The 19,056-nt window shown below is 35.2% G+C and carries 22 protein-coding genes and 1 pseudogene; 18 read left to right on the forward strand and 5 right to left on the reverse strand.

Annotated elements, in window-relative coordinates; all coding sequences use genetic code 11:
* Positions 1 to 4: 4 nt before the first annotated feature.
* Genes ABWU55_RS03220 through ABWU55_RS03230 form a run of 3 tightly spaced genes read right to left on the reverse strand, consistent with a single transcriptional unit; the run spans position 5 to position 2,175 of the window.
* Positions 5 to 808, reverse strand: a complete 804-nt coding sequence (locus ABWU55_RS03220; RefSeq protein ID WP_151807916.1) for an AAA family ATPase — start codon at positions 806 to 808, stop codon at positions 5 to 7.
* 22 nt (positions 809 to 830) lie between these two features.
* Complete coding sequence (locus tag ABWU55_RS03225) at positions 831 to 1,634, reverse strand: ATP-binding protein (RefSeq protein WP_151807917.1); 804 nt, start codon at positions 1,632 to 1,634, stop codon at positions 831 to 833.
* 52 nt (positions 1,635 to 1,686) lie between these two features.
* Positions 1,687 to 2,175 (reverse strand): sigma-70 family RNA polymerase sigma factor, encoded by a 489-nt coding sequence (locus ABWU55_RS03230; RefSeq protein ID WP_151807918.1) that lies wholly within the window; start codon positions 2,173 to 2,175, stop codon positions 1,687 to 1,689.
* 250 nt (positions 2,176 to 2,425) lie between these two features.
* Here ABWU55_RS03230 and ABWU55_RS03235 point away from each other — a divergent pair, with 250 nt between their 5' ends.
* The 18 genes from ABWU55_RS03235 (at position 2,426) to ABWU55_RS03320 (ending at position 16,989) form a co-directional block, all read left to right on the forward strand.
* Entirely contained in the window at positions 2,426 to 3,100 is a 675-nt protein-coding gene (locus ABWU55_RS03235) for a hypothetical protein (protein WP_151807919.1), read from the forward strand.
* Between the two features lie 16 nt (positions 3,101 to 3,116).
* Positions 3,117 to 5,051 carry a DUF4815 domain-containing protein gene (locus ABWU55_RS03240; protein ID WP_151807920.1) on the forward strand — a complete coding sequence of 645 codons (1,935 nt, stop codon included), beginning with the start codon at positions 3,117 to 3,119 and terminating at the stop codon, positions 5,049 to 5,051.
* Positions 5,052 to 5,063: 12 nt separating this feature from the next.
* The gene (locus ABWU55_RS03245; protein ID WP_353286524.1) at positions 5,064 to 6,251 is read left to right on the forward strand and encodes a hypothetical protein; all 1,188 of its coding nucleotides are present in this window, start codon (positions 5,064 to 5,066) and stop codon (positions 6,249 to 6,251) included.
* Between the two features lie 4 nt (positions 6,252 to 6,255).
* Positions 6,256 to 6,441, forward strand: coding sequence for a hypothetical protein (locus tag ABWU55_RS03250; RefSeq protein WP_151807921.1), 186 nt, complete (start codon positions 6,256 to 6,258; stop codon positions 6,439 to 6,441).
* On the forward strand, positions 6,438 to 7,814 hold the full coding sequence (locus tag ABWU55_RS03255; protein ID WP_151807922.1) for a hypothetical protein: 1,377 nt from the start codon (positions 6,438 to 6,440) through the stop codon (positions 7,812 to 7,814). The genes ABWU55_RS03250 and ABWU55_RS03255 overlap by 4 nt, the downstream gene beginning before the upstream one ends.
* Before the next feature lie 266 nt (positions 7,815 to 8,080).
* Complete coding sequence (locus tag ABWU55_RS03260) at positions 8,081 to 9,247, forward strand: phage tail sheath subtilisin-like domain-containing protein (protein ID WP_151807923.1); 1,167 nt, start codon at positions 8,081 to 8,083, stop codon at positions 9,245 to 9,247.
* Positions 9,248 to 9,262: 15 nt separating this feature from the next.
* On the forward strand, positions 9,263 to 9,769 hold the full coding sequence (locus ABWU55_RS03265) for a phage major tail tube protein (RefSeq protein WP_151807924.1): 507 nt from the start codon (positions 9,263 to 9,265) through the stop codon (positions 9,767 to 9,769).
* 61 nt (positions 9,770 to 9,830) lie between these two features.
* Positions 9,831 to 10,031, forward strand: a complete 201-nt coding sequence (locus ABWU55_RS03270) for a hypothetical protein (RefSeq protein WP_007303020.1) — start codon at positions 9,831 to 9,833, stop codon at positions 10,029 to 10,031.
* A 92-nt stretch (positions 10,032 to 10,123) separates the two neighbouring features.
* Entirely contained in the window at positions 10,124 to 10,297 is a 174-nt protein-coding gene (locus ABWU55_RS03275) for a type II toxin-antitoxin system RelE family toxin (RefSeq protein ID WP_237357345.1), read from the forward strand.
* Between the two features lie 82 nt (positions 10,298 to 10,379).
* Positions 10,380 to 10,637: a phage tail assembly protein gene (locus ABWU55_RS03280; RefSeq protein ID WP_007303022.1), complete on the forward strand. Its 258-nt coding sequence runs from the start codon at positions 10,380 to 10,382 to the stop codon at positions 10,635 to 10,637.
* A 109-nt stretch (positions 10,638 to 10,746) separates the two neighbouring features.
* Positions 10,747 to 13,062 carry a phage tail tape measure protein gene (locus tag ABWU55_RS03285; protein ID WP_151807926.1) on the forward strand — a complete coding sequence of 772 codons (2,316 nt, stop codon included), beginning with the start codon at positions 10,747 to 10,749 and terminating at the stop codon, positions 13,060 to 13,062.
* A gap of 1 nt (position 13,063) precedes the next feature.
* Complete coding sequence (locus ABWU55_RS03290; RefSeq protein WP_151807927.1) at positions 13,064 to 13,411, forward strand: phage tail protein; 348 nt, start codon at positions 13,064 to 13,066, stop codon at positions 13,409 to 13,411.
* Positions 13,408 to 13,617, forward strand: a complete 210-nt coding sequence (locus ABWU55_RS03295; protein WP_151807928.1) for a tail protein X — start codon at positions 13,408 to 13,410, stop codon at positions 13,615 to 13,617. The genes ABWU55_RS03290 and ABWU55_RS03295 overlap by 4 nt, the downstream gene beginning before the upstream one ends.
* Positions 13,618 to 14,562 carry a contractile injection system protein, VgrG/Pvc8 family gene (locus ABWU55_RS03300; RefSeq protein WP_151807929.1) on the forward strand — a complete coding sequence of 315 codons (945 nt, stop codon included), beginning with the start codon at positions 13,618 to 13,620 and terminating at the stop codon, positions 14,560 to 14,562. It abuts the gene before it with no gap.
* 52 nt (positions 14,563 to 14,614) lie between these two features.
* A complete protein-coding gene (locus ABWU55_RS03305) occupies positions 14,615 to 15,148 on the forward strand; it encodes an ankyrin repeat domain-containing protein (RefSeq protein WP_151807930.1) in 534 nt (177 codons plus the stop codon).
* A 67-nt stretch (positions 15,149 to 15,215) separates the two neighbouring features.
* Positions 15,216 to 15,443 (forward strand): hypothetical protein, encoded by a 228-nt coding sequence (locus tag ABWU55_RS03310; RefSeq protein ID WP_151807931.1) that lies wholly within the window; start codon positions 15,216 to 15,218, stop codon positions 15,441 to 15,443.
* A 20-nt stretch (positions 15,444 to 15,463) separates the two neighbouring features.
* Positions 15,464 to 16,384, forward strand: a complete 921-nt coding sequence (locus tag ABWU55_RS03315) for a patatin-like phospholipase family protein (protein ID WP_151807932.1) — start codon at positions 15,464 to 15,466, stop codon at positions 16,382 to 16,384.
* Between the two features lie 11 nt (positions 16,385 to 16,395).
* Complete coding sequence (locus ABWU55_RS03320; protein WP_353286525.1) at positions 16,396 to 16,989, forward strand: hypothetical protein; 594 nt, start codon at positions 16,396 to 16,398, stop codon at positions 16,987 to 16,989.
* Positions 16,990 to 17,070: 81 nt separating this feature from the next.
* Here ABWU55_RS03320 and ABWU55_RS03325 read toward each other — a convergent pair whose 3' ends face one another.
* Entirely contained in the window at positions 17,071 to 18,036 is a 966-nt protein-coding gene (locus ABWU55_RS03325; protein WP_353286526.1) for a helix-turn-helix domain-containing protein, read from the reverse strand.
* 64 nt (positions 18,037 to 18,100) lie between these two features.
* Positions 18,101 to 18,938 (reverse strand): annotated as a pseudogene (locus ABWU55_RS03330) (helix-turn-helix domain-containing protein).
* Positions 18,939 to 19,056 lie beyond the last annotated feature (118 nt).

Here is a 19,056-nt window from a genome sequence, read left to right on the forward strand (position 1 = left end):
AGAATCAACTCCATTGGTCTACAAGCTGCCAATGACCATTTATCTTATCAACAAGCTTGCTTGCTACACGTTCACCATTGCGCAGTTCAAATACTATTTGACGTACAGTACTTTCTTCATCATGAGCAAACATTACCATGCCAGTACTATAAAATCCCCTCAAAGAACCAGCTCCGCTCAAACCCTGAAATGGATCTTCTTCCAGCATCTTTTTCGATAATTTTTTTGTATGATGAGTAAGTACAATGCAAGCATCTGGATTGACAGCACTGCGTAGCTTTTCAAGAGTCTTTTGCAGAAAGAATAACATAGCACTATTATCATTTTCATTTCCATACTCGCTGCTAAAGATGTTACGCAATGGATCTATGGCCAAAACATCAGGTTTAAAGCGTTCATTCACGATTTCCTTGATTTCACTTATTTCATCATGATTAAATGATAAGTGCACCTTTGGCGTAATGATTAAGTTATTGGCAGCTATGTTCAAAAGTTCGTTATCCAGTTGAAGTTGTTGCAAACGTTCTTTCATATATTCATATTCAATTTCAGTTTGCATGTAGAAAATTTTTAAAGGTCTATTTGGTGCCATACCAAGAAATGATCTACCAGCAGCCATGTAAACAAGCCAAGAGATCAAAAAGTCGCTTTTGCCAATTTTAGGTGGGCCACCCAGTACCAATAGACCTCTTTTCGTTAAAATTCTTGGTGAGATTATATCTTCTGGTATTGGCGTTTGATCATTCAAGTATTCTTTCACACTGAAAAAGGGAATTTTTTGACCGATGTTGAAAAAGCTTTGTTCCATATTACTCCTTTTAAAATTAAATTTAGGCAACAGAAGCCAAGGTTTTGGCTTTAATTTTCGCAAGTAATTTACCTAAATGCGGTTCTTCAACCATATCAAGGCAGCCACTTCGATCTTTAGCAGGGTATCCCCAAGTATTAATAGTCTGACAGACAAATGAACGTTTCTCTGTACCATCATCTTTCTTGATTCCAACCATGCTGATTACCTCATCAACTATCCCTGGAATCTCACTAGCAGTTTTAGCTCCTTCACATTGAGGTAGCCAAGTTGGACGATTGCAGTCATCGAGATATTGACCTAATGTGCCAACTATTATGATGTCTTTATCTCTGATATGTTGAAACTGATTGAGCCAAGCCATCATCTCTTGCGCAAGTATTCCGTAAGCAGCTCTCATGTCTTGCTTTCCACTTCTCTCAGAAAAAGCTTCAGGTTGCATTTTTGCCCATAAGAGACAAAGACGTGATGCTACGGTAATGCTATCAATGAAAATACATCGATATTTAGAAAACTCTTCATTGTATTTACTTGATACGTGCTCATAGTGTCTTTGGCTATACGCTTGATCAGATTTTAGTGCAGGGTTTGGACCACCAATTAGGCAAGCAATATCACGAGCTTGATTCCAAGTACGAACACTAATAGAATCTCCCTGCCAATCTTGAACAGCAAGCAGACCTGCTTCAAAGTCAAGACAAAGTGTTGGTTCACTTATAGTCTTTAAGAGGCTGGTTTTACCAATACCGTAAGGACCAAAAATTACTACTTTTATGCCTGTGGTTGTTTTCAGTCTTTCATTATTGTTTAAAATTTTAAAAGTCATTTATTCACCTCAATGTTATATGTTATATATTCAGGAAAGGTAGAATTTATGTTCAATTTTTCTTTTTGCCCTTGTAGTAGATGGAAGAGAGTTTTGTACGTATTTTTCTTATCATAGTATTTAAAGTAGTTCTTGATATGTTGTTCATCTTAGCAACTTCATATAAGTTAAAGTACTTGAGTTGCTCGCATATCTTTTGCATCTTTCTTGGTAGTGTTGAAATCATGTAATCTACATCAGTACGTTTCGCTACTTCATTTTCAAAAGCTTCTGTTTTCTCAATATTGATGTAGTTATTAATATTGCGTTTTATACATAGTTGTTTCTCTAATAAGTTGTTGGCACGACGTTCAGTTAATCTTGCTACAAAAGTGTTAAAGCTACCTTTACTTTCATCATATCTATCAAGATAAGTCCAAATTTCACAGAAAAGTTCTTGCTCAAGATCTTCATGAGTTTCATGAGCAAAGCATTCAAAAAGTTTTAATCTCTTAGCTTGATACCGTATATTTTGAACAACTATGGCAGTTTTTAGTTTCATAACTTTTCCCTAAAACAATTAATGCTTTAAGGATGAGAACTTATAGGTGCACTTTGTAGGACAGGAGCAAAAATAAATAATACAGATGCAATTTTAACCTATTGATATTCTATTGTTTTTTTTCGAGAATAATACAGTTCGATTTTCAAATAATACTGCAATAAAAAATTAGGCAAAAATTCATTTTTTTTGGACAAAAATTTTCCAAATCCTGAATATATATTATATAAGCCTTTCAAACTCATCACAGGTGTCAATTCTTACACAATCAGGAAGAGCAGCAATAGCAGCAAGTATAAAAGAGCAGTCTCTACATCTTGCCTGGGGCAGTGGTGATGCCAATTGGGAAAGTAGTCATCAAGTCGAAAAAGTTTTTGTTGAGGATAAAATAGCCCTAGATCACCATCCCATTAAAGACGTAAAAGTTTTTATCGGACAAACAACTTATCAGCCAAATACAGTTGATAGTAGTACTGGTGTAATAAAACGTACGGAAAATAGCTCTATCACGGCAAATAGTGCAGTTACTGTAGAATATACTCAAAGCACACCACCTGAACCTATAAATTCTATAAAGCTCTTGAATGAACTTGGCAGACGTACTGCAGATGAGGTTCTCTTTTGCACAGGTGATGAGAATGGAGAGCTTTTGACTCCTTCTGGAAGGTTTAGGCCTTCTGATGTACCAACCAATAATCTTTTTCTCAAATTCACTTTCGATTTCACGGATGCAGCAAATCGAGTAATCAGAGAGCTAGGGGTTATGGTTGGTACTAAAGTAAAAAAAGAATTACCTGAAGGACAGAGATATTTTGAACCTCAAGATATAGAAGACCATGGAATTTTATTGATTTTGGAACATACAGTACCACTTATCAGAACATCTGCAACTCGGGAAACTTTTTCATTTGTTGTAACTTTTTGAATTTTTCTAGCATAAAATGACTTTAAACGCCTATTATAACCGCTTTAATCCTGACAAAGGATACGAAAAAAGCTTGTTTCTAGCAGGAAGAGGTCTACAGTCTGCAGAACTAAACGAGACTCAGGAGTATGCTCTCTCTAAGCTTAAAGGCATAGGTGATGCAATATTTCGTGATGGCGATGTTATAACAGGAAGCAATTGTATTATAGATAGAGAAACTGGCAAAGTTACACTTGAAGGAGGAAAAATCTATCTGCGTGGAGCGGTGAGAAAGGTAAGGGAAGAAAAATTTGTTATTCCTCTTAATACTATAGCTCGCATAGGTATTTATTATCTAGAATCTACCATTACAGAACTTGAGGACGAAAATCTTCGTGATCCTGCAGTTGGTACAAGAAACTATCAGGAAGTAGGAGCTGCAAGGCTTAAAGTTTCTACCATTTGGGGTTATCAAGCTGAAGGTGTTTCTTCCCCTTTTTCTGTAAATGGAGAATTTTATCCAATTTATAACATTGAAAATGGAGTATTGATAGAACATTCACCGCCACCACAAGCAAATATAGTAACTACTGCTCTTGCTCGTTATGACAAAGAAGCAAATGGATCTTACGTAGTAAACGGTTTAGAAGTAATGTGTTTGCAGAGAGAAGAAGGGGACGAAAAGGGGAAAAAAATATTTGTGATTAATGAGGGCAAGGCTCATGTTGATGGTTATGAAATTGAGTTACCTCATAGTATTCGTGTTTCTTTTGATGAAGATCCAGATATAAAATCAGTTGAATCAGAACCACATACTTTTCAGCCAAATAGCCAAAGAGTAATGGAACTGAAGGTTAATGATTTTCCAATAAGTGAAATTAAAAAAGTAGATATAACTGTTCAAAAAACTATTACCATTACTCACGGTTCATATTCAGGAGCCATTGATCCGATACCTGACTCTGCAGTACTTGAAATTATTCAAATTAAACAAGGCAATGTTATTTATGAAAACAGCATAGATTATAAACTAAACGCAGGAAACGTTGATTGGTCATTACCAGGCAAAGAACCAGCTCCTGGAAGTAGTTATCAAATAACTTACCGCTGTCGCACTCATGTAAGTCCTGAAGATATAAGTGAGCAGGGGTGTAAAGTAAAAGGAGCAGTTGATAACAGCTTGGTTCTAATTGATTACACCTGGAAAATGCCCCGCTTTGATTTAATTACTATCGATAGCAAAGGAGTGGTAAGAAGAATAAAAGGAATTTCCCACTCTTGGAGACCATCAATGCCAAAAGCACCTAACGGACAACTTTTGCTTTGCTATATTCATCAGACATGGAAAGAAGGCGAAAAAGTAAAAGTAGTGAACAATGCTATTCATGCTGTACCTATGAATGAGCTTGAAGCAATGAAAAAAGGAATAAATGATCTTTATGCGCTGGTTGCAGAGGAGCGTTTACGCAGTGATGCAAATTCAAGAGAACCTACAACGAAAAAAGGAGTATTTGTTGATTCGTTCTTCGATGATGATATGCGTGATCAAGGAATTGTGCAGACTGCAGCGATAGTAAATAGAGAGCTAGTTCTGCCAATAGATGTAGAAGTTGCAGATATTGAAAAAGGTGGGGAAAGATATCTTTTGCCATATGAACTTGAGCCGGTATTGGAACAGCTTTTACAGACTAAAAGTGAAAAAATTAATCCATATCAAGCTTTTGATAAAGTAACCGCAAAAATTACCATAAATAAAAACATTGATCACTGGACAGAGGTTACCACGAATTGGAAAAGTCCAGTAACCAGAGTATTTAATACTAGAGAAACAACAGAGCTGATGTCAAGTAATTCATATGAAGCTGAATTTATGAGAGAAGCAGTACAGAATTTTGAAATTGAAGGTTTTGAGCCAAATGAAAAGCTCAAGGAGGTGAAGTTCGATGGTATCTTCATTCAGCCTACTGCGTAAGAGGTAAAAAATATGCTCACAGCTAACAACAATGGAAAATTAAAGGGAAAGGTGAAAGTACCAGCAAATATTCCAGCAGGTACTAAATTAGTACAGTTTTATGGGGATAAGGGAAGTTATGGAGAAGCAACGTATACTGGTAAAAAAACTATTACCATAGAAGAGCGAAGAAGAGTTTTTGCCAGCAAACGTGTTGATCCTTTAGCACAAACATTTACCTTGGATGAGAGTAGGCATATAGGAGGTGTAGAGCTATGGTTTACAAATAAAGGCAAAAAACGTGTTGTTGTGCAGATTAGGGAAACAACAGTTGGAGTGCCCTCGCAAACAGTCATTGCTGAAAATTCCATCGAGCCAACCAAGATCAATACTGATGGCACAGCAACACGTACAACTTGGTCACCAGTGTTTTGTCATGCAGAGCAGGAATATGCAATAGTTTTACTTACTGATGACGGGGAAAATGCGGTCAAAGTAGCAGAACTTGGCAAATATGATGCAGTAAATAGCCGTTGGGTAACAAGTCAGCCATATCAAGTAGGAGTATTACTCTCATCGAGCAATGCAAGTACGTGGACAGCGCATCAGAATTTTGACCTTACTTTTCGACTACTAGCTGCAAAATTCACCGAATTTTTTCACCTTTTTGATCTTGGGAAAGTTACTGCAAATAATACATCAGACTTAATAGCTTTGACAAATGTTGAAAAAGTGGGTTTTGATACGAATGTAGAGTTTATTTTAGTAGATGAAAAAGGGGGAGAGAGTTTTCTGTCTGATAATTTGCCGCTTGCACTGCGTGAAAGACTATCTGGAGAACTAACAGTAAAAGCAAACCTAAAAGGTGGGAAAAAAAGAAGTCCAGTACTTTATCCAGGTTTGCAGTTAGTTCTAGGAAATATTTCAGAGTCCGGAGATTATGTCACGAGGAGCATTACCGCCGGCTCTAACACTAAGATTACCATTACCTATGATGCGCTAATACCTGGTACTGCAGATGTTAAAGCATATGTGCAGAAGGGGGTGGAAAAATGGCAGTTAGTTGATTTAACAGCGGGAAAACCAATCGGAGAAAATTGGGTAGAAAGAACTCACGTGCTATCAAATTTTAATGGTAATGAGACAAGGATAAAATTGGTTTTAAGTGGAACGGTTGTCTATCGTCCAAAAGTCAAAAATCTACGAATCATTGTCACATAGCAGAATGTCAGATGATAAAACAAGCAGAGGATATCCTTTGCCGCATCCAGAAAATATTGCTGTTCAAGATGTGGTCCGTATCCGCACAGCCATAGAAAAGATAGATGAAGATATGAGTGAAAGAGATAACAATCTTAAAAAAGCATTTGAACGACTGAATTTTGAAACTTTCTTGAATTTTTGGGAATGAAAGAAGCAATATACCAAAGGATAAAGGATTTAGCAGTAAATAGCACACCTGATCAACTGGCATATCTTGCAAAATCGCTAGAACTGATAGCAGATAAAAAAGTTATTTCCAACGTTGTGCAAATGACTAAAGTAAAAGAAATAATTGATGCACTACAAAAAAGACTTAAGGATTTAGCAGCAAATAGTACACCAGATCAACTAGCATATCTTGCTAAAGCATTGGAATCAATAGTCGACAAAAGTGCGGTTTCTGAAATTGTACAGATGACAGATGGTAAGCTAAAAGAACTTCTTGATAGTGCAAAAAAACACTTAACTGATCTGGATAATAAAAAAGCTAGTTCTTTAGCAGTGATCTCTGAATCAGAGAAGCAGTTATTAAAGAGAATTGATGAAAAAGGGACAACAAATTTATCGCTACTTGATACGAGAAAGAATGCCAATATTGCAGCAATAAATAGTGTTGGCAATGATCATAAAGATGGTCTTAAAGGTTTAGTGAATAACTTCCGTACTGTTAATGATGTACCAAGTGGCTCATCAATCATGAAAGAAGTAAGAAATCGTCATATGATTGAACCTGGAGCATTACCTTTTTTATTTGGTGTACTAAGTAGAAAAAATAATTACTTTGGTCACGGAACTTTTACAACTGAGCTTGGTCAGTGGAGTAGTGATGTAACAAAAACAGACTATATGCTGCAACTACTAGCAGGTACTCACACATATGATACAAGCTATGTTAGTTTTTATCGGCCAAGACAACTCAGTTTTTTAGAAGGAAGTAAAGGTACATTTATCTATGGAGAATCATACCCAAGATTCATGTATGATGGATTTTCGGAGCAATTCAATATGTTGAAATACCCTTATGCTGCATTGGGAGTAATATTCGTAAAAAACACAAGCAATGTAGATATAAGTAAAACTCTAAACTTTGTTGGATCTGCAATGTGGTATAAAGATGAAGTTAATTATGGAGGAGCAGGATTATTTATAGGTACACCTGATAAAACTAATACAAGGAAGTCAGAGATTTCGAGAATTACTTGGACACGTATTTACCAGCATGAAATTAGCGGTCCTGAATTTATTGCATCAGGTAACATAATCATTCCAGCAGGAAAAACTGTTACAGTGTTACTTTATACGTCATCCAATCTTCACTCAGGAAATGAAAGAGTTGGTGAGACACCTGAGTTCTTTGCAAGTGAGCACATGTATAGCACAATCTATGGTCAATTTATTCAGTGGGGAATATATAACTTTCGCAGCAATTTTCTGACTACAGGACTTGAAATAGATGTAGAGAGAACACTAAGAGCGTGGCAATGTCCAGGATTAGATGCAACATATAAACTTTGGCATTAAAAAAACATATAAGTTGAAAACAAAATACTTTAAAACAAGCCAGAGAGAATTTTTATTGTTAATTGTTTAACAGGTGGGAAAAATTGTTCAACGCAGTAAAAAGAATATTTAAGAAGAGCTATTGCAAAATGCGAAATTTTCTATACTTTCTAGTTTCTGTCTTTATTTTAATAAATATACTAAATCTTAAAAAGTAGTAATCAGAAGAAGAAAATTAAAAGAGTTTTCTTGACAATTTTAAAGAGCAAGTTTTAGCAGATAACTATATGACAGAGGAATTTTTACACGGAGTAAATGTTATTGAGGTAACCTCAGGGTCAAGAACAGTACGCACAGCTAAATCATCAGTGATAGGTGTAATTGGTACTGCTCCTGAAGCGAACGTGCCACTGAATAAACCAGTACTGATAGCAGGAAGCTTAAAAGAAGCAGCAAGACTTGGAAAGAGTGGAAGTTTACCTTCTGCAGTAAATGGAATATTTTCCCAAATTGGTGCAACAGTAGTGGTTATTCGAGTTAAAGAGAGTGATAACAGTGATCCAAAGCTCAAAGAAAGTGAAACTATTCAAAATATAATTGGTGGAGTTGATAAAGAAACCGGAGAATATCAGGGAATTGAGGCATTTCTCAGCAGTGAAAGCATAGTTCATGTTGCGCCAAGAATATTAATTGCACCTCAGTTTACTCATCAGTTACCTGAAATAGATGGAGTAAATTCAGTAGTGAGTGCTTTAATTTCCATAGCAGAAAAATTAAGAGCAATTATTGTTGCAGATGGACCAAATACTAATGATGAAGAAGCAATAAAATGGAGAAAAAGTGTAGGCAGCTCAAGAGTTTACGTTGTTGATCCATGGGTTAAGGTATTTGAAGGGGAAGAAAAACCGGCAAGCCCATTTGTAGCAGGTTTAATAGCTAAAATAGACAGCGAACAAGGCTTATGGCATTCACCTTCAAACAAAGAGATAAATGGTATTGTTGGAACAAGCAGGCCTATTGATTTTACGCTCGGTAATACAAATTGTAGAGCAAACCATTTAAATGAAAATGAAGTAACAACGATAATTCATCAAAATGGCTACAGGCTTTGGGGCAATAGAACATGTTCAAATGATTCGAAATGGGCTTTTCTGTCAGTGAGAAGAACTGCAGATTTAATCAATGATAGTCTACTTCGAGCTCATCTATGGGCAGTTGATCGCAATATTACCAAAACTTATATAGATGATGTGATTGAGGGGGTGAATTCTTACCTTGCAAGTTTAAAAGCACAAGGGGCGATTATTAGCGGAAAATGTTATGCAACACCAGAACTCAATACACCGGCAAATATTGCAAGCGGGAAAGTGTCTTTTGATTTTGAGTTCATGCCACCATATCCAGCAGAACAGATTACTTTCAGGTCACATCTTGTGAGTGGTGCAATATTGTAAAAAGGAGAAAGAGAAATGCTACCAAAGATTTTAAAGAATTTTAACATATTTGTTGATGGTCGTGGTTATGCAGGAAAAATAGATGAAATAACTCTGCCAAAGCTTACCATAAAAACTGAAGAATATAGAGCTGGTGGTATGGATATTCCAATAAATATTGATATGGGCATGGAAAAGCTAGAAGCAGATTTTACTTTTTCTGAATACGATACAGAGCTCTTTCGGCTATTTGGGTTGATAAATGGAAATTCAGTAGCTTTGACGCTCCGTGGTGGAATGCAAGGTAGTGGAAGTAATGATATTGAAGCAGTAATAATCAATTTAAGAGGCATTTTTAAAGAATTTGATTTTGGTAACTGGAAACCTGCTGAAAAAGCAACGCTCAAATGCACTGTAGCTGCCCATTACTACAAACTTACGATAAATGGCAATGAGCTGATAGAAATCGATGCTGAAAATATGATTAGAAAGATAAATGGTGTTGATCAGATGGCCTTGCTGCAAACGGTTTTAGGCATCTGATATAGTTGACAAAATTACATAAAAATGTTAAAATATAAGAAGTTGTAGGTATATAGTTAATATGGATTCTAAAGCTCATACAAATTCCATAGAGCAGCTAACTGGTTTACTTGTTAGTGTAGCACAATCTCAAGACAAGTCCGTTTTAAAGTTATTAACTGAATTAATGGAAGAAGAAATTGAAGATATGGAATTATCTAAGATTGCTGACGAACGCTATAAAGAAAAGAGGGTTAAACATCAAGATGCCTTCTGGGATTAAGCCCTTACAATATAGACTATTCAGAATCTGTCATAAAGAAAGACATTCCGGCTCTTCCAGCAAAAGTAAAGTTAATGATTAAGAAGGCAATAATGGAGCGTCTAACAGTTGATCCAATTGGACTTGGAAAGCCATTAAAGCATAACTTAAGTGGACAACGTAGTCTACGGGTGAGTACCTATCGTATACTTTATTATATAGATGTACCAGAACATACAGTAGTTATTACTTCAATTGAACACAGAAAAGATTCTTATCAAAGCTAATCCTATTTATAGCACCATACAAAGAAATTAGTTATGTAAAACCGATATAGACTTTTATTTAATTAACTTTTTAAGGAGGAACATGCAAGCTATAACACTTAATAACCCAATAACAGTTGATGGTATTTCTGTCTCAGAACTTACTGTTAGACGTCCAAAAGTTAGAGACTATTTGGCAATAGAACGCCTTAATGGTAGTGATCTGAGTAAGGAAGTAACTTTGACTGCCAATTTGACATCAGTTGCAAAAGAAGCGATTGAAGAGTTAGATATTGCTGATTATGTGAAAGTTCAAGAGGTATTAAAGGATTTTTTTTCACCGATTATCCAAAAAACTTGAGATTAGAAATACTAGTGCTTGGCTCTATCATAGGTGGTGGAGTTGAGCACATTCTTGATATGGAGATTAGTGAGTTTATTTCATGGAGCAAATTAGCTAGGGAGTTCAAATGTCAGTATTATCAATAAAAATAGGTGCGGTACTTGATGACAGTTTTAATACTGTAATAAAGGGAAGCAGTAGTCAACTTACCCGTCTTGGTGAGAATATAAGAAAGCTTGACTCATCTTTAAAATCAGTATCAAAGTTTAAGCAGTTGGGTAGTGATGTTTTGACTAGCAGGAGGTCTTGGAAGTGCTTTGAAGATCAGGTAAAATCTTTAGCTAAACAAATGAAAACAATAGAGAAACCAAGCAAAACTTTAAAAGCTGAGTTTGATAAAGCTAAGTTTTCTGCAACAAAAGCAAAAGAAGCATATTTGAAAAAGAGAGATGCTTTGCATTCATTAAATGAAGAAGTAAGGAAAAGTGGAAAGGATATTAAATCCTTAGTAAGAGATCAATATAAACTTGGTTCTTCTATTGAAGTGCTAAAAGGTAAGTATGGTAAGCTTGGGTCTGCAATACGTAGTCACCAAAGTTTTTTAGCAAGTAAAGCACATTTTAAGTCACAAATTGTAGAGACTATTGGGCTAGGGCTAACGCTTGCAGCTCCAGTTAAAGTTGCGATTGACTTTGAAAGTGCTATGGCTGATGTTACAAAAGTGGTAGATTTTAAAAAAGGAACGGATGAAGCAACTAAATTTGCAAAGAAGTTAAAAGAGATGTCACGTACTATACCATTATCAGCCGCAGAACTGGCACAAATAGCTGCAAGCGGCGGTCAACTTGGTATCAAGAAAGAAGACCTTTTTAAGTTTACAGAAGTAGTAGCAAAAATGTCAACAGCATTTGATATGTCTGCAGAGCAAGCGGGTGATTCCATAGCTAAACTTTCAAATGTTTATGGAATTGATGTTAGTGGGATGGAACACGTTGGTAATGTAATCAATCACTTATCAGATAACACTGCTGCTAAAGTAAAGGATATGGTACAAGCGCTTGCTATAGTTGGTGGTACTGCAAAACAGTTTGGATTAAAGTTTGAACAAACCAGCAGCTTAGTAAATGCTTTCATTAGCTTAGGCAAACAACCAGCGAAAGCTGCAACTGCTATAAATGCTTTACTTTCTAAGCTTCAAACTGCTGAAGGTCAAGGAAAAGAGTTTAAGGCAGCACTAGAAGAAATGGGCATAGCCGCAGAAGAAATGGTACAAAGGATAAGTGAAAATGGGGAAGAAGCACTACTTTACTTTTTTCAAACTCTAAAGAAAATGGATAACCAGGAGCGTTCTACAATCCTTATGAAACTTTTCGGTCAGGAATATCAAGATGATATTGCATTATTAGCTGGAAGTTTTAACAAATACGAAGATGCAATAAAGTTATTGGCTAATACAGAAAAGTACAAGAGCTCTCTACAAGAAGAATTCAAAAATCGTGCAGACACTACAGCTAATAAATTACGACTTCTTCGAAATGCAATAGCTGAAGTTGGTATGAACCTGGGCTCAGTGATGCTGCCTACTTTAAAATCTATAGCTGAATTTTTACAAGAAAAAACTAGATATATAGCAGAGTTTGCAGAAAAATATCCAACTTTAACCACGGCGATCATGGGTACTGTAGCAGCCTTGATAAGTTTAAAAATTGTAGCAGTAGGACTAGGATACGGATTTACATTGCTAGGAAGTACGATTTTTAGTCTGAAAGCAAACCTACTTGGAGTATTTTCATTTTTATCAGCTACAGTTTTTCCTGCAGTAATAATAGGACTAAGAGCAATAACACTTGCTGTAATGAGTAATCCTATAGGACTTTTAATTACTGGACTTATCACAGGTGCAGCACTTGTGATAACTAACTGGCAAAAAGTGAAGGAATTCTTTGCTAGTTTTTGGAAATCAATCATAAAACCGATAGGAGAGGCTTTTTCATGGGTGGGAGATACAGTTAGTAGCGTATTTGGGAAAGTGTCAGAAAATAGTCCAATAAAAGAATTTGAGAAGAGAAAAACTGTTATTTCGTTAGTTGATGGAGAAGCTAGCAATTTACTTTCTAAAAATAGTGTTTTTAATAATGGGAATCCTTTATCAAATAATAGTGTGATGAAAGGAATTTCTAAAAATAGCTGGAATAATGTTAAAATTAAACATGCTATTGCAGAAAAGAAATCTATAGTAGATGAGAAAGATCTCAATCTGAAAGAGTACGTAAAAAGCAAATATGAAAATAAAACTTTTAACCAAACTCAACATAATTATTTCAACATAAGTGTACAAGCAGCACCAAATCAAGATGTTCGTAACCTTGCTGATGAAGTAATAAAAAGGATAAGAGAAAAATCACGTGATGTTCTGTTTGATACCATAGACCCTGTTTATTAAAATGTTGTCTCTTGGTCCGTATAAGTTTGCTCCAACAAGTTTAAAGTATAATAGAGAAAATCGTTGGAGCACAATTGAGTGTATTGAAAATATGCCACTATTACAAAATATCGGTCAAGGTATAGAAGATATAGATTTAGAAGGAACGATTTATCTACATAATCTCAATGGGCTCAATCAATTAAAGAATATGAAAGAAGCTGAAAAACCACATGTTTTAGTAGATAGTTTAGGTAATATTTTAGGACAGTTCGTAATTACCAGGTTAGAAGAAAAGCAGATGTATTTTTTACCTAATGGACTACCAAGAAAAGTTGAATTTAGTTTGAGTTTGAAGAGCTATAGATGACTATATATTACTTAACCAAAGAAGGAGAAATGCTAGACCTGATTTGCTGGAAGCATTATGGGTATAGTAGTGGAGCAGTGGAGGAAGTATTGCTTGAAAATCCAGGCCTTGCAGAATACGGAAGCTTTTTGCCTGCAAGATTAAAGATAAAGCTTCCTACTATTCAGAAAATAATACAAAAGTCAAAATTAAAGGTCTGGGAATAAATGCAGCCAGATTTTATAATAGATAAATGTGAATCAATGAAAGATAGAGTCATATCATTGCGCCTTACAGATGAATCAGGAACAATAGACGATGTAGTTGAAGTGTGTGTTGATTACAGAGATGAAAACTTAAATATTCCGAATGAATTGAATATTTCTTTAGGGTACAGGGAAATCGGAGTGATGCCCATGGGTGTATATACAATTAATGAAATTACGGTGCAGAGTCCGCCTAAAACCTTGCTAATAAAGGGTCATGGAACAAATTTAAGACTATCATTAAAAGAGAAAGTATCTAAAGAATGGCATCAAATTACTCTAGGTAACTTGGTTAAGGAAATAGCAGAAAAGCACGGATATGGATGCAGAGTTGCAGAAGAATTTGAAAATGTGTTGATACCACATATTAACCAAATAGATGAAAGTGATATAAGTCTGTTAACAAAGATCGCAACAGAGCGTGAAGGAATGGCAAAGCTAGCTGGCGGATATATACTTTTTATTCCAAAAGGCAAAGCAAAATCGGCAACTGGAAAAGCTTTAGGAACAACAGCTATTAGACCTCAAGACACGATAAATTGGAAAGTGCATTTTACCGTACGTGATAAGTATAATTCAGTAGTAGCAAAATGGCACAGCTATGAAAAGGGCGAAACTATTAAAGAAACAGTTGGTAGTAGCGAGCCAAGTTATATTATGCTGGAACTTTACTCTAATGCAGAGTCAGCGTTGAGTGCAGCAAATGCTAAGTTAAAACAACTAAAGCGAAATAATGCAGTATTGGATATCACTATACCTGGTAATCCAGAGTTATTTGCAGAAGCTAAACTTAATCTTATAGCTTTTAATCAAGCGGTAGATGGTGAATGGATAGTTAACAGAGCGGAGCATACTTTAAATAGCTCAGGTTACCTTACTATGTTGTCAGCATCTTTGAGTAAGTAATGTTAATAAAAAATGAGTAAATGATCTATTTAATATTAAAAAGATGTTGAATATGGATAAATTGGGTCAAGATACAAAAAACAAGCTGCATTTTTGGTGGCTTATAGCAGTAATAGTATGTATTATTGCTACCTATTCCTACATGAAGGCAAAAGCTGCAGATAATTATAAAACGATATTACGCATTGCTTCTCAAAATTGTAACTTAGAGACTGTAAAATTCTTAGTAGAAAATCTATTAGATATTAATGTGCAGATCCCTAAATTAACAGCACTACATTATGCTGCAGAAGAGGGATGTGCAGAGGTTGTAAAATTCCTAGTAGAAAAAGGAGTTGATATAAATGCTACGAAATATGAAAGATGGACACCTTTACATGCAGCTACATATGAAGGCAAATTGGAGATAATTAGATTTTTATTAGACAAAGGTTCAGACCCTACCATTAGAGATACAGATGGAAAAACACCAAGGAAAATTGCTGTATTAAGATCACGGCATAATAAGGACAAACCTTATGATGAAATCATTAAGCTACTTGCAGAAGCAGAGGACCGATACGAATCAACAAAAAGTAATCACTAAAGCTGTAAGTTTTCTATAATCTGTATATAAACTTCTAAAACTATCCATAACAAGTTAATATTTTCACATGAAAAAGCAAAAAATCCCAATTACGGTAATTATTACCATATTAATCCAAACCGTAGCATTGATATGGTGGTTATCCAAATTAGACTCAAGGGTACAATTTCACGATAAACTTATTGAATATGGTTTAATGGAAAAAGTGTTAGTGCTTGAGGAAAGGGTAAAAAATCTTTCTGAGGAATTGGATGAGTTTAAATTACACGTTCTAGGCGGAAAAATTAAATCTTAATACCTTTACCTAAACTCACAATGATTAAATACATTTTATCCGTTGATGGAGGTGGCATTAGAGGCGTCATACCAGCCATTGTACTAGCAGAAATAGAAAAGAGGGCAAAGAAACCGATAGCTGAAATCTTTGATTTAATGGCAGGAACCTCAACTGGTGGAATTGTTGTAGCAGGGTTATGTAAAAAAGATGAACGGGGAAATCCCCAATATTCAGCAAATGATTTAGTTGAGCTTTACCAAAAGTACGGAGCATATATTTTCAAGTCATCATTCTTGAGGCGATCAATACTATCTTGGTTTAACTGTGCACAATACCCACATAAAAATATTGAATCTGTACTGGATAAATATTTTGGTGATGATACCCTACAAAACACTTTAAGTAATGTAATGATTACAAGTTATGATATTCACAATAATTGTCCATTTTTCTTCAAAAGTTGGAAAGAGGATAGGAATTTCATTAAGTTAAAAGACGCACTCAGAGCCACAACAGCAGCACCAACATACTTTGCACCTAAGTATTTAGAAGTTAAGCAAGAGAAAAGAGTGCTAGTGGATGGAGGAGTGTTTGCCAATAACCCAGCGGCTTGTGCTTATGCAAATAGTAAAAAACTTTTCCCTAATGAAGAAATAGTGCTGGTGTCAATTGGCACAGGTAGGCTATCTAATCGAATAAAGTACAGAAAATTAGGAAAGATAGCCTGGATAAAGCCTCTGTTAAATGTGATGTTTGCTTCGAGTCTTGATGTAGTGAATTACCAGCTAAGTAATGTAATGGACGACAGATACATCAGGATACAATCACAACTGACAATAGCGTCGGCTGAGATGGATAATGTAACACCTAAAAATATTAAATGTCTGCAGCAGGAGGCAAATGCAATGATAGAAGGTAATCAAAAAGTAATCGATAAATTTTGCGATATCGTATCTTAATTTACATAAAAATGCCAAGTAAACTAAAGAAATTATACCACAAAGCAAAGAAAGGTTTAAAAAACATAGTTTCGCCCAAAAAGCATACTAAGGGTCAAGAAGCTAAAACTTCAAACGATAAGCCAAAACCGCTCTCTGAAATTGTGGTGAAACCTAGCCTATGCTTGAAAGTAACCTCTAAAGCAAAAAAAGATAAAAAAGGAATAAAAGAAAAAATACAAAGCTTAAAAACAAAACCCGTAGAAAAAGAGCTGAAAAGAGGCAAAGTGTTCAAAAAAGGCTTCAAAAAGCTAAAAGGGAAAATAAAAAGCCTAAACCCCATAAAGTCCAAGAAAAACAAGATAATCGGGAGCAAAAGACTAGCATTTTTACTAACATCTGCTACAATCGTGGCAATTTTACCAACATTCAGTCTAACTCCTCTGCCAGCACTAGCAATAACTTCTGCATGTGTTTTCAGTATTAATTTTATTGCAGTCAAGACATTAAAGAAGTTTATTAAACAACGCAAATTAGCAGTAAGATCCGAAGCTGAGCCAGAAAAGCTAGAAGAGGTATCTGTTGAACAACCGAAATCTAAGCAAATTTTCAGAGATGGTAAATAGATTTATTAAGTAAATAACTACGTTTACTTATATCTTAATACATTATTTCTGAGTACCTCTGTTTTTAATCCAGAATTCAATTCATTTTGGACACTCACTAACAGTTAGTCCAGATGCTCGCAAGATAATATCAACAGCAATACCTGCCTTAACTAGATCCTTTGCAACCCTGATTTTCTCCGCTTTTTTAACCTTTTCTTTGCCAGTCTGCATTCCTTCAGATAGAGATTTGACTAACGCATCCAATACATCCCTTGATCCTTGGTCCTCAATTTCTTTGTATCCACCTATGAACCTCAATAGCTCAATTTCATATTCTGTTGGTTCAAGAAATAGAGCTTTAATGTTAACTGATAATGCCTTTGCTATCTTATCTAATATTTCAATTGGAATGTCTGTGTATCCTTGTTTATAGTCGTGTATTTCTTTAGATGTTGACCCGACTTTATTTGCTAACTCCTCTTGAGTGTATCTCCGTATTAATCTCTGCTCTTTTATCCTTTTTCCCACTTTGTAGAGTACAGAATCAGTACAAATTTCTTTCTCTGTATCATCATATTCGTAATTAGATAAGCGAGTCGCTTGAGAAATAATATCAACTGAAACTCCTTCTTTAACTAGATTTTTTGCTACTTCTATTCTCGCTTCCTCTTGACTAATTTTTTCGCTAACATATACAAATCTTACTAATGGATAAAGCTTCTTGCGTAATTCCCGGTCCTTAATTTCTATATGTATTTTCGTTAGATAGACTATTTCTTCATCCTCATCTTCATACCAACTGTCTTCTTTTAGTTCTGTTGGTCCTGGAAGTAGATCTATAATACTAACTGATAGTGCCCCTGCTATTCTATATAATTCTTCAATTGGAATATGGCTATACCCCAGCTCATAGTTGTTTATTTCTTGGTACGTTGACCCAATCTTACTTGCTAACTCTCTCTGATTGTACCCTTGTATTAACCTGCAACTTTCTACTTTTTGTCCTATCTCGTAGTTTATAGAACCAACCGGATTAAAATCGCTTTTTCTTACAGAAGTAAACATATATCCTCATCTACAGAAACAAACCTATATATACAACACGCTAGACTATTTTACTATAAAAATTTTAACAGATAAACCAGCCGTTTGCGAGATCAGAAACCCCTTCTTTAACTAGACTCTTTGCAATTTTTTGCTTCTCTAACCTTTTCTTCGCAAACCCGTATGCCTTCAAATAAAGATTCTATTAGTATGCGGCGTAATTCTTGACTCTCAATCTTTTTGTATTCTTCTATTAAATTTGATAGCTCTACCTCATCTTCTGTCGATTCGGGAAGTAAATCTACGATACTAATTGATAATACCTTTGCTATTTCATCTAATGTTTCAAGTGAAACAGCAGCTCGTCCTTGTTCATATTCGTATATTCCTTGATTTGTTATCACCCCGATTTTATTCGCTAAATCTTCTTGGGTGTGTCCTCGTCTTAACCTCCACTCTTTTATCTTTTGCCCTACTTTGTATGGAATAGGAATTTTTTTCTCCTCATATTCACCAATAGATAAGCGCGAAACAGAAACTCCTTCTTTAACTAAACCCTTTGCCACTTTCACTGCTTTTCCACTACTTTCTTCACTAACCCGGATGAATTTTGTTAATAAGTAAAATATTTTGCGTAATTCTTGACTCTTAATCTCTTTATATCTTCTTGCTATCTCTTCTCCTTCAAGATAACTTTTTGATACTGCTTGTCCGGAAACTAGATCTTTAACACTAACTGATAATGCTTCTGCTATGGCATATAATTTTTTAATTGGAATTCTACGTCCACCTTTTTCGTATTGCAATATTAGCCAGTACTTTACACCGATTTTATTCGCTAGATCCTTCTGAGTATATCCTCGCTTTAACCTACAATTTCTTACTTCTTGCCTTACTCTGTAGTTTATAGAATCAGGAGCCACTCTTTTTCACACGAACTTTAAAACAAATATATATCCTGTTCTAAAATTTTATTAAAGTTCTTCCTTAATTTTTAACTGCAAAAACTTAAGACATCCAAATCGTCCAAAATAAGGTAAA

Origin of the sequence: Wolbachia endosymbiont (group A) of Crataerina pallida (assembly GCF_964028475.1) — a bacterium.
GTDB lineage: Bacteria > Pseudomonadota > Alphaproteobacteria > Rickettsiales > Anaplasmataceae > Wolbachia > Wolbachia pipientis.

Coding starts and splice junctions, on each gene's coding strand:
- ABWU55_RS03220 (WP_151807916.1), bottom strand. CDS start 808: ATGGAACAAAGCTTTTTCAACATCGGTCAAAAAATTCCCTTTTTCAGT.
- ABWU55_RS03225 (WP_151807917.1), bottom strand. CDS start 1,634: ATGACTTTTAAAATTTTAAACAATAATGAAAGACTGAAAACAACCACA.
- ABWU55_RS03230 (WP_151807918.1), bottom strand. CDS start 2,175: ATGAAACTAAAAACTGCCATAGTTGTTCAAAATATACGGTATCAAGCT.
- ABWU55_RS03240 (WP_151807920.1), top strand. CDS start 3,117: ATGACTTTAAACGCCTATTATAACCGCTTTAATCCTGACAAAGGATAC.
- ABWU55_RS03245 (WP_353286524.1), top strand. CDS start 5,064: ATGCTCACAGCTAACAACAATGGAAAATTAAAGGGAAAGGTGAAAGTA.
- ABWU55_RS03250 (WP_151807921.1), top strand. CDS start 6,256: ATGTCAGATGATAAAACAAGCAGAGGATATCCTTTGCCGCATCCAGAA.
- ABWU55_RS03255 (WP_151807922.1), top strand. CDS start 6,438: ATGAAAGAAGCAATATACCAAAGGATAAAGGATTTAGCAGTAAATAGC.
- ABWU55_RS03260 (WP_151807923.1), top strand. CDS start 8,081: ATGACAGAGGAATTTTTACACGGAGTAAATGTTATTGAGGTAACCTCA.
- ABWU55_RS03265 (WP_151807924.1), top strand. CDS start 9,263: ATGCTACCAAAGATTTTAAAGAATTTTAACATATTTGTTGATGGTCGT.
- ABWU55_RS03270 (WP_007303020.1), top strand. CDS start 9,831: ATGGATTCTAAAGCTCATACAAATTCCATAGAGCAGCTAACTGGTTTA.
- ABWU55_RS03275 (WP_237357345.1), top strand. CDS start 10,124: ATGGAGCGTCTAACAGTTGATCCAATTGGACTTGGAAAGCCATTAAAG.
- ABWU55_RS03280 (WP_007303022.1), top strand. CDS start 10,380: ATGCAAGCTATAACACTTAATAACCCAATAACAGTTGATGGTATTTCT.
- ABWU55_RS03285 (WP_151807926.1), top strand. CDS start 10,747: ATGTCAGTATTATCAATAAAAATAGGTGCGGTACTTGATGACAGTTTT.
- ABWU55_RS03290 (WP_151807927.1), top strand. CDS start 13,064: ATGTTGTCTCTTGGTCCGTATAAGTTTGCTCCAACAAGTTTAAAGTAT.
- ABWU55_RS03295 (WP_151807928.1), top strand. CDS start 13,408: ATGACTATATATTACTTAACCAAAGAAGGAGAAATGCTAGACCTGATT.
- ABWU55_RS03300 (WP_151807929.1), top strand. CDS start 13,618: ATGCAGCCAGATTTTATAATAGATAAATGTGAATCAATGAAAGATAGA.
- ABWU55_RS03305 (WP_151807930.1), top strand. CDS start 14,615: ATGGATAAATTGGGTCAAGATACAAAAAACAAGCTGCATTTTTGGTGG.
- ABWU55_RS03310 (WP_151807931.1), top strand. CDS start 15,216: ATGAAAAAGCAAAAAATCCCAATTACGGTAATTATTACCATATTAATC.
- ABWU55_RS03315 (WP_151807932.1), top strand. CDS start 15,464: ATGATTAAATACATTTTATCCGTTGATGGAGGTGGCATTAGAGGCGTC.
- ABWU55_RS03320 (WP_353286525.1), top strand. CDS start 16,396: ATGCCAAGTAAACTAAAGAAATTATACCACAAAGCAAAGAAAGGTTTA.
- ABWU55_RS03325 (WP_353286526.1), bottom strand. CDS start 18,036: ATGTTTACTTCTGTAAGAAAAAGCGATTTTAATCCGGTTGGTTCTATA.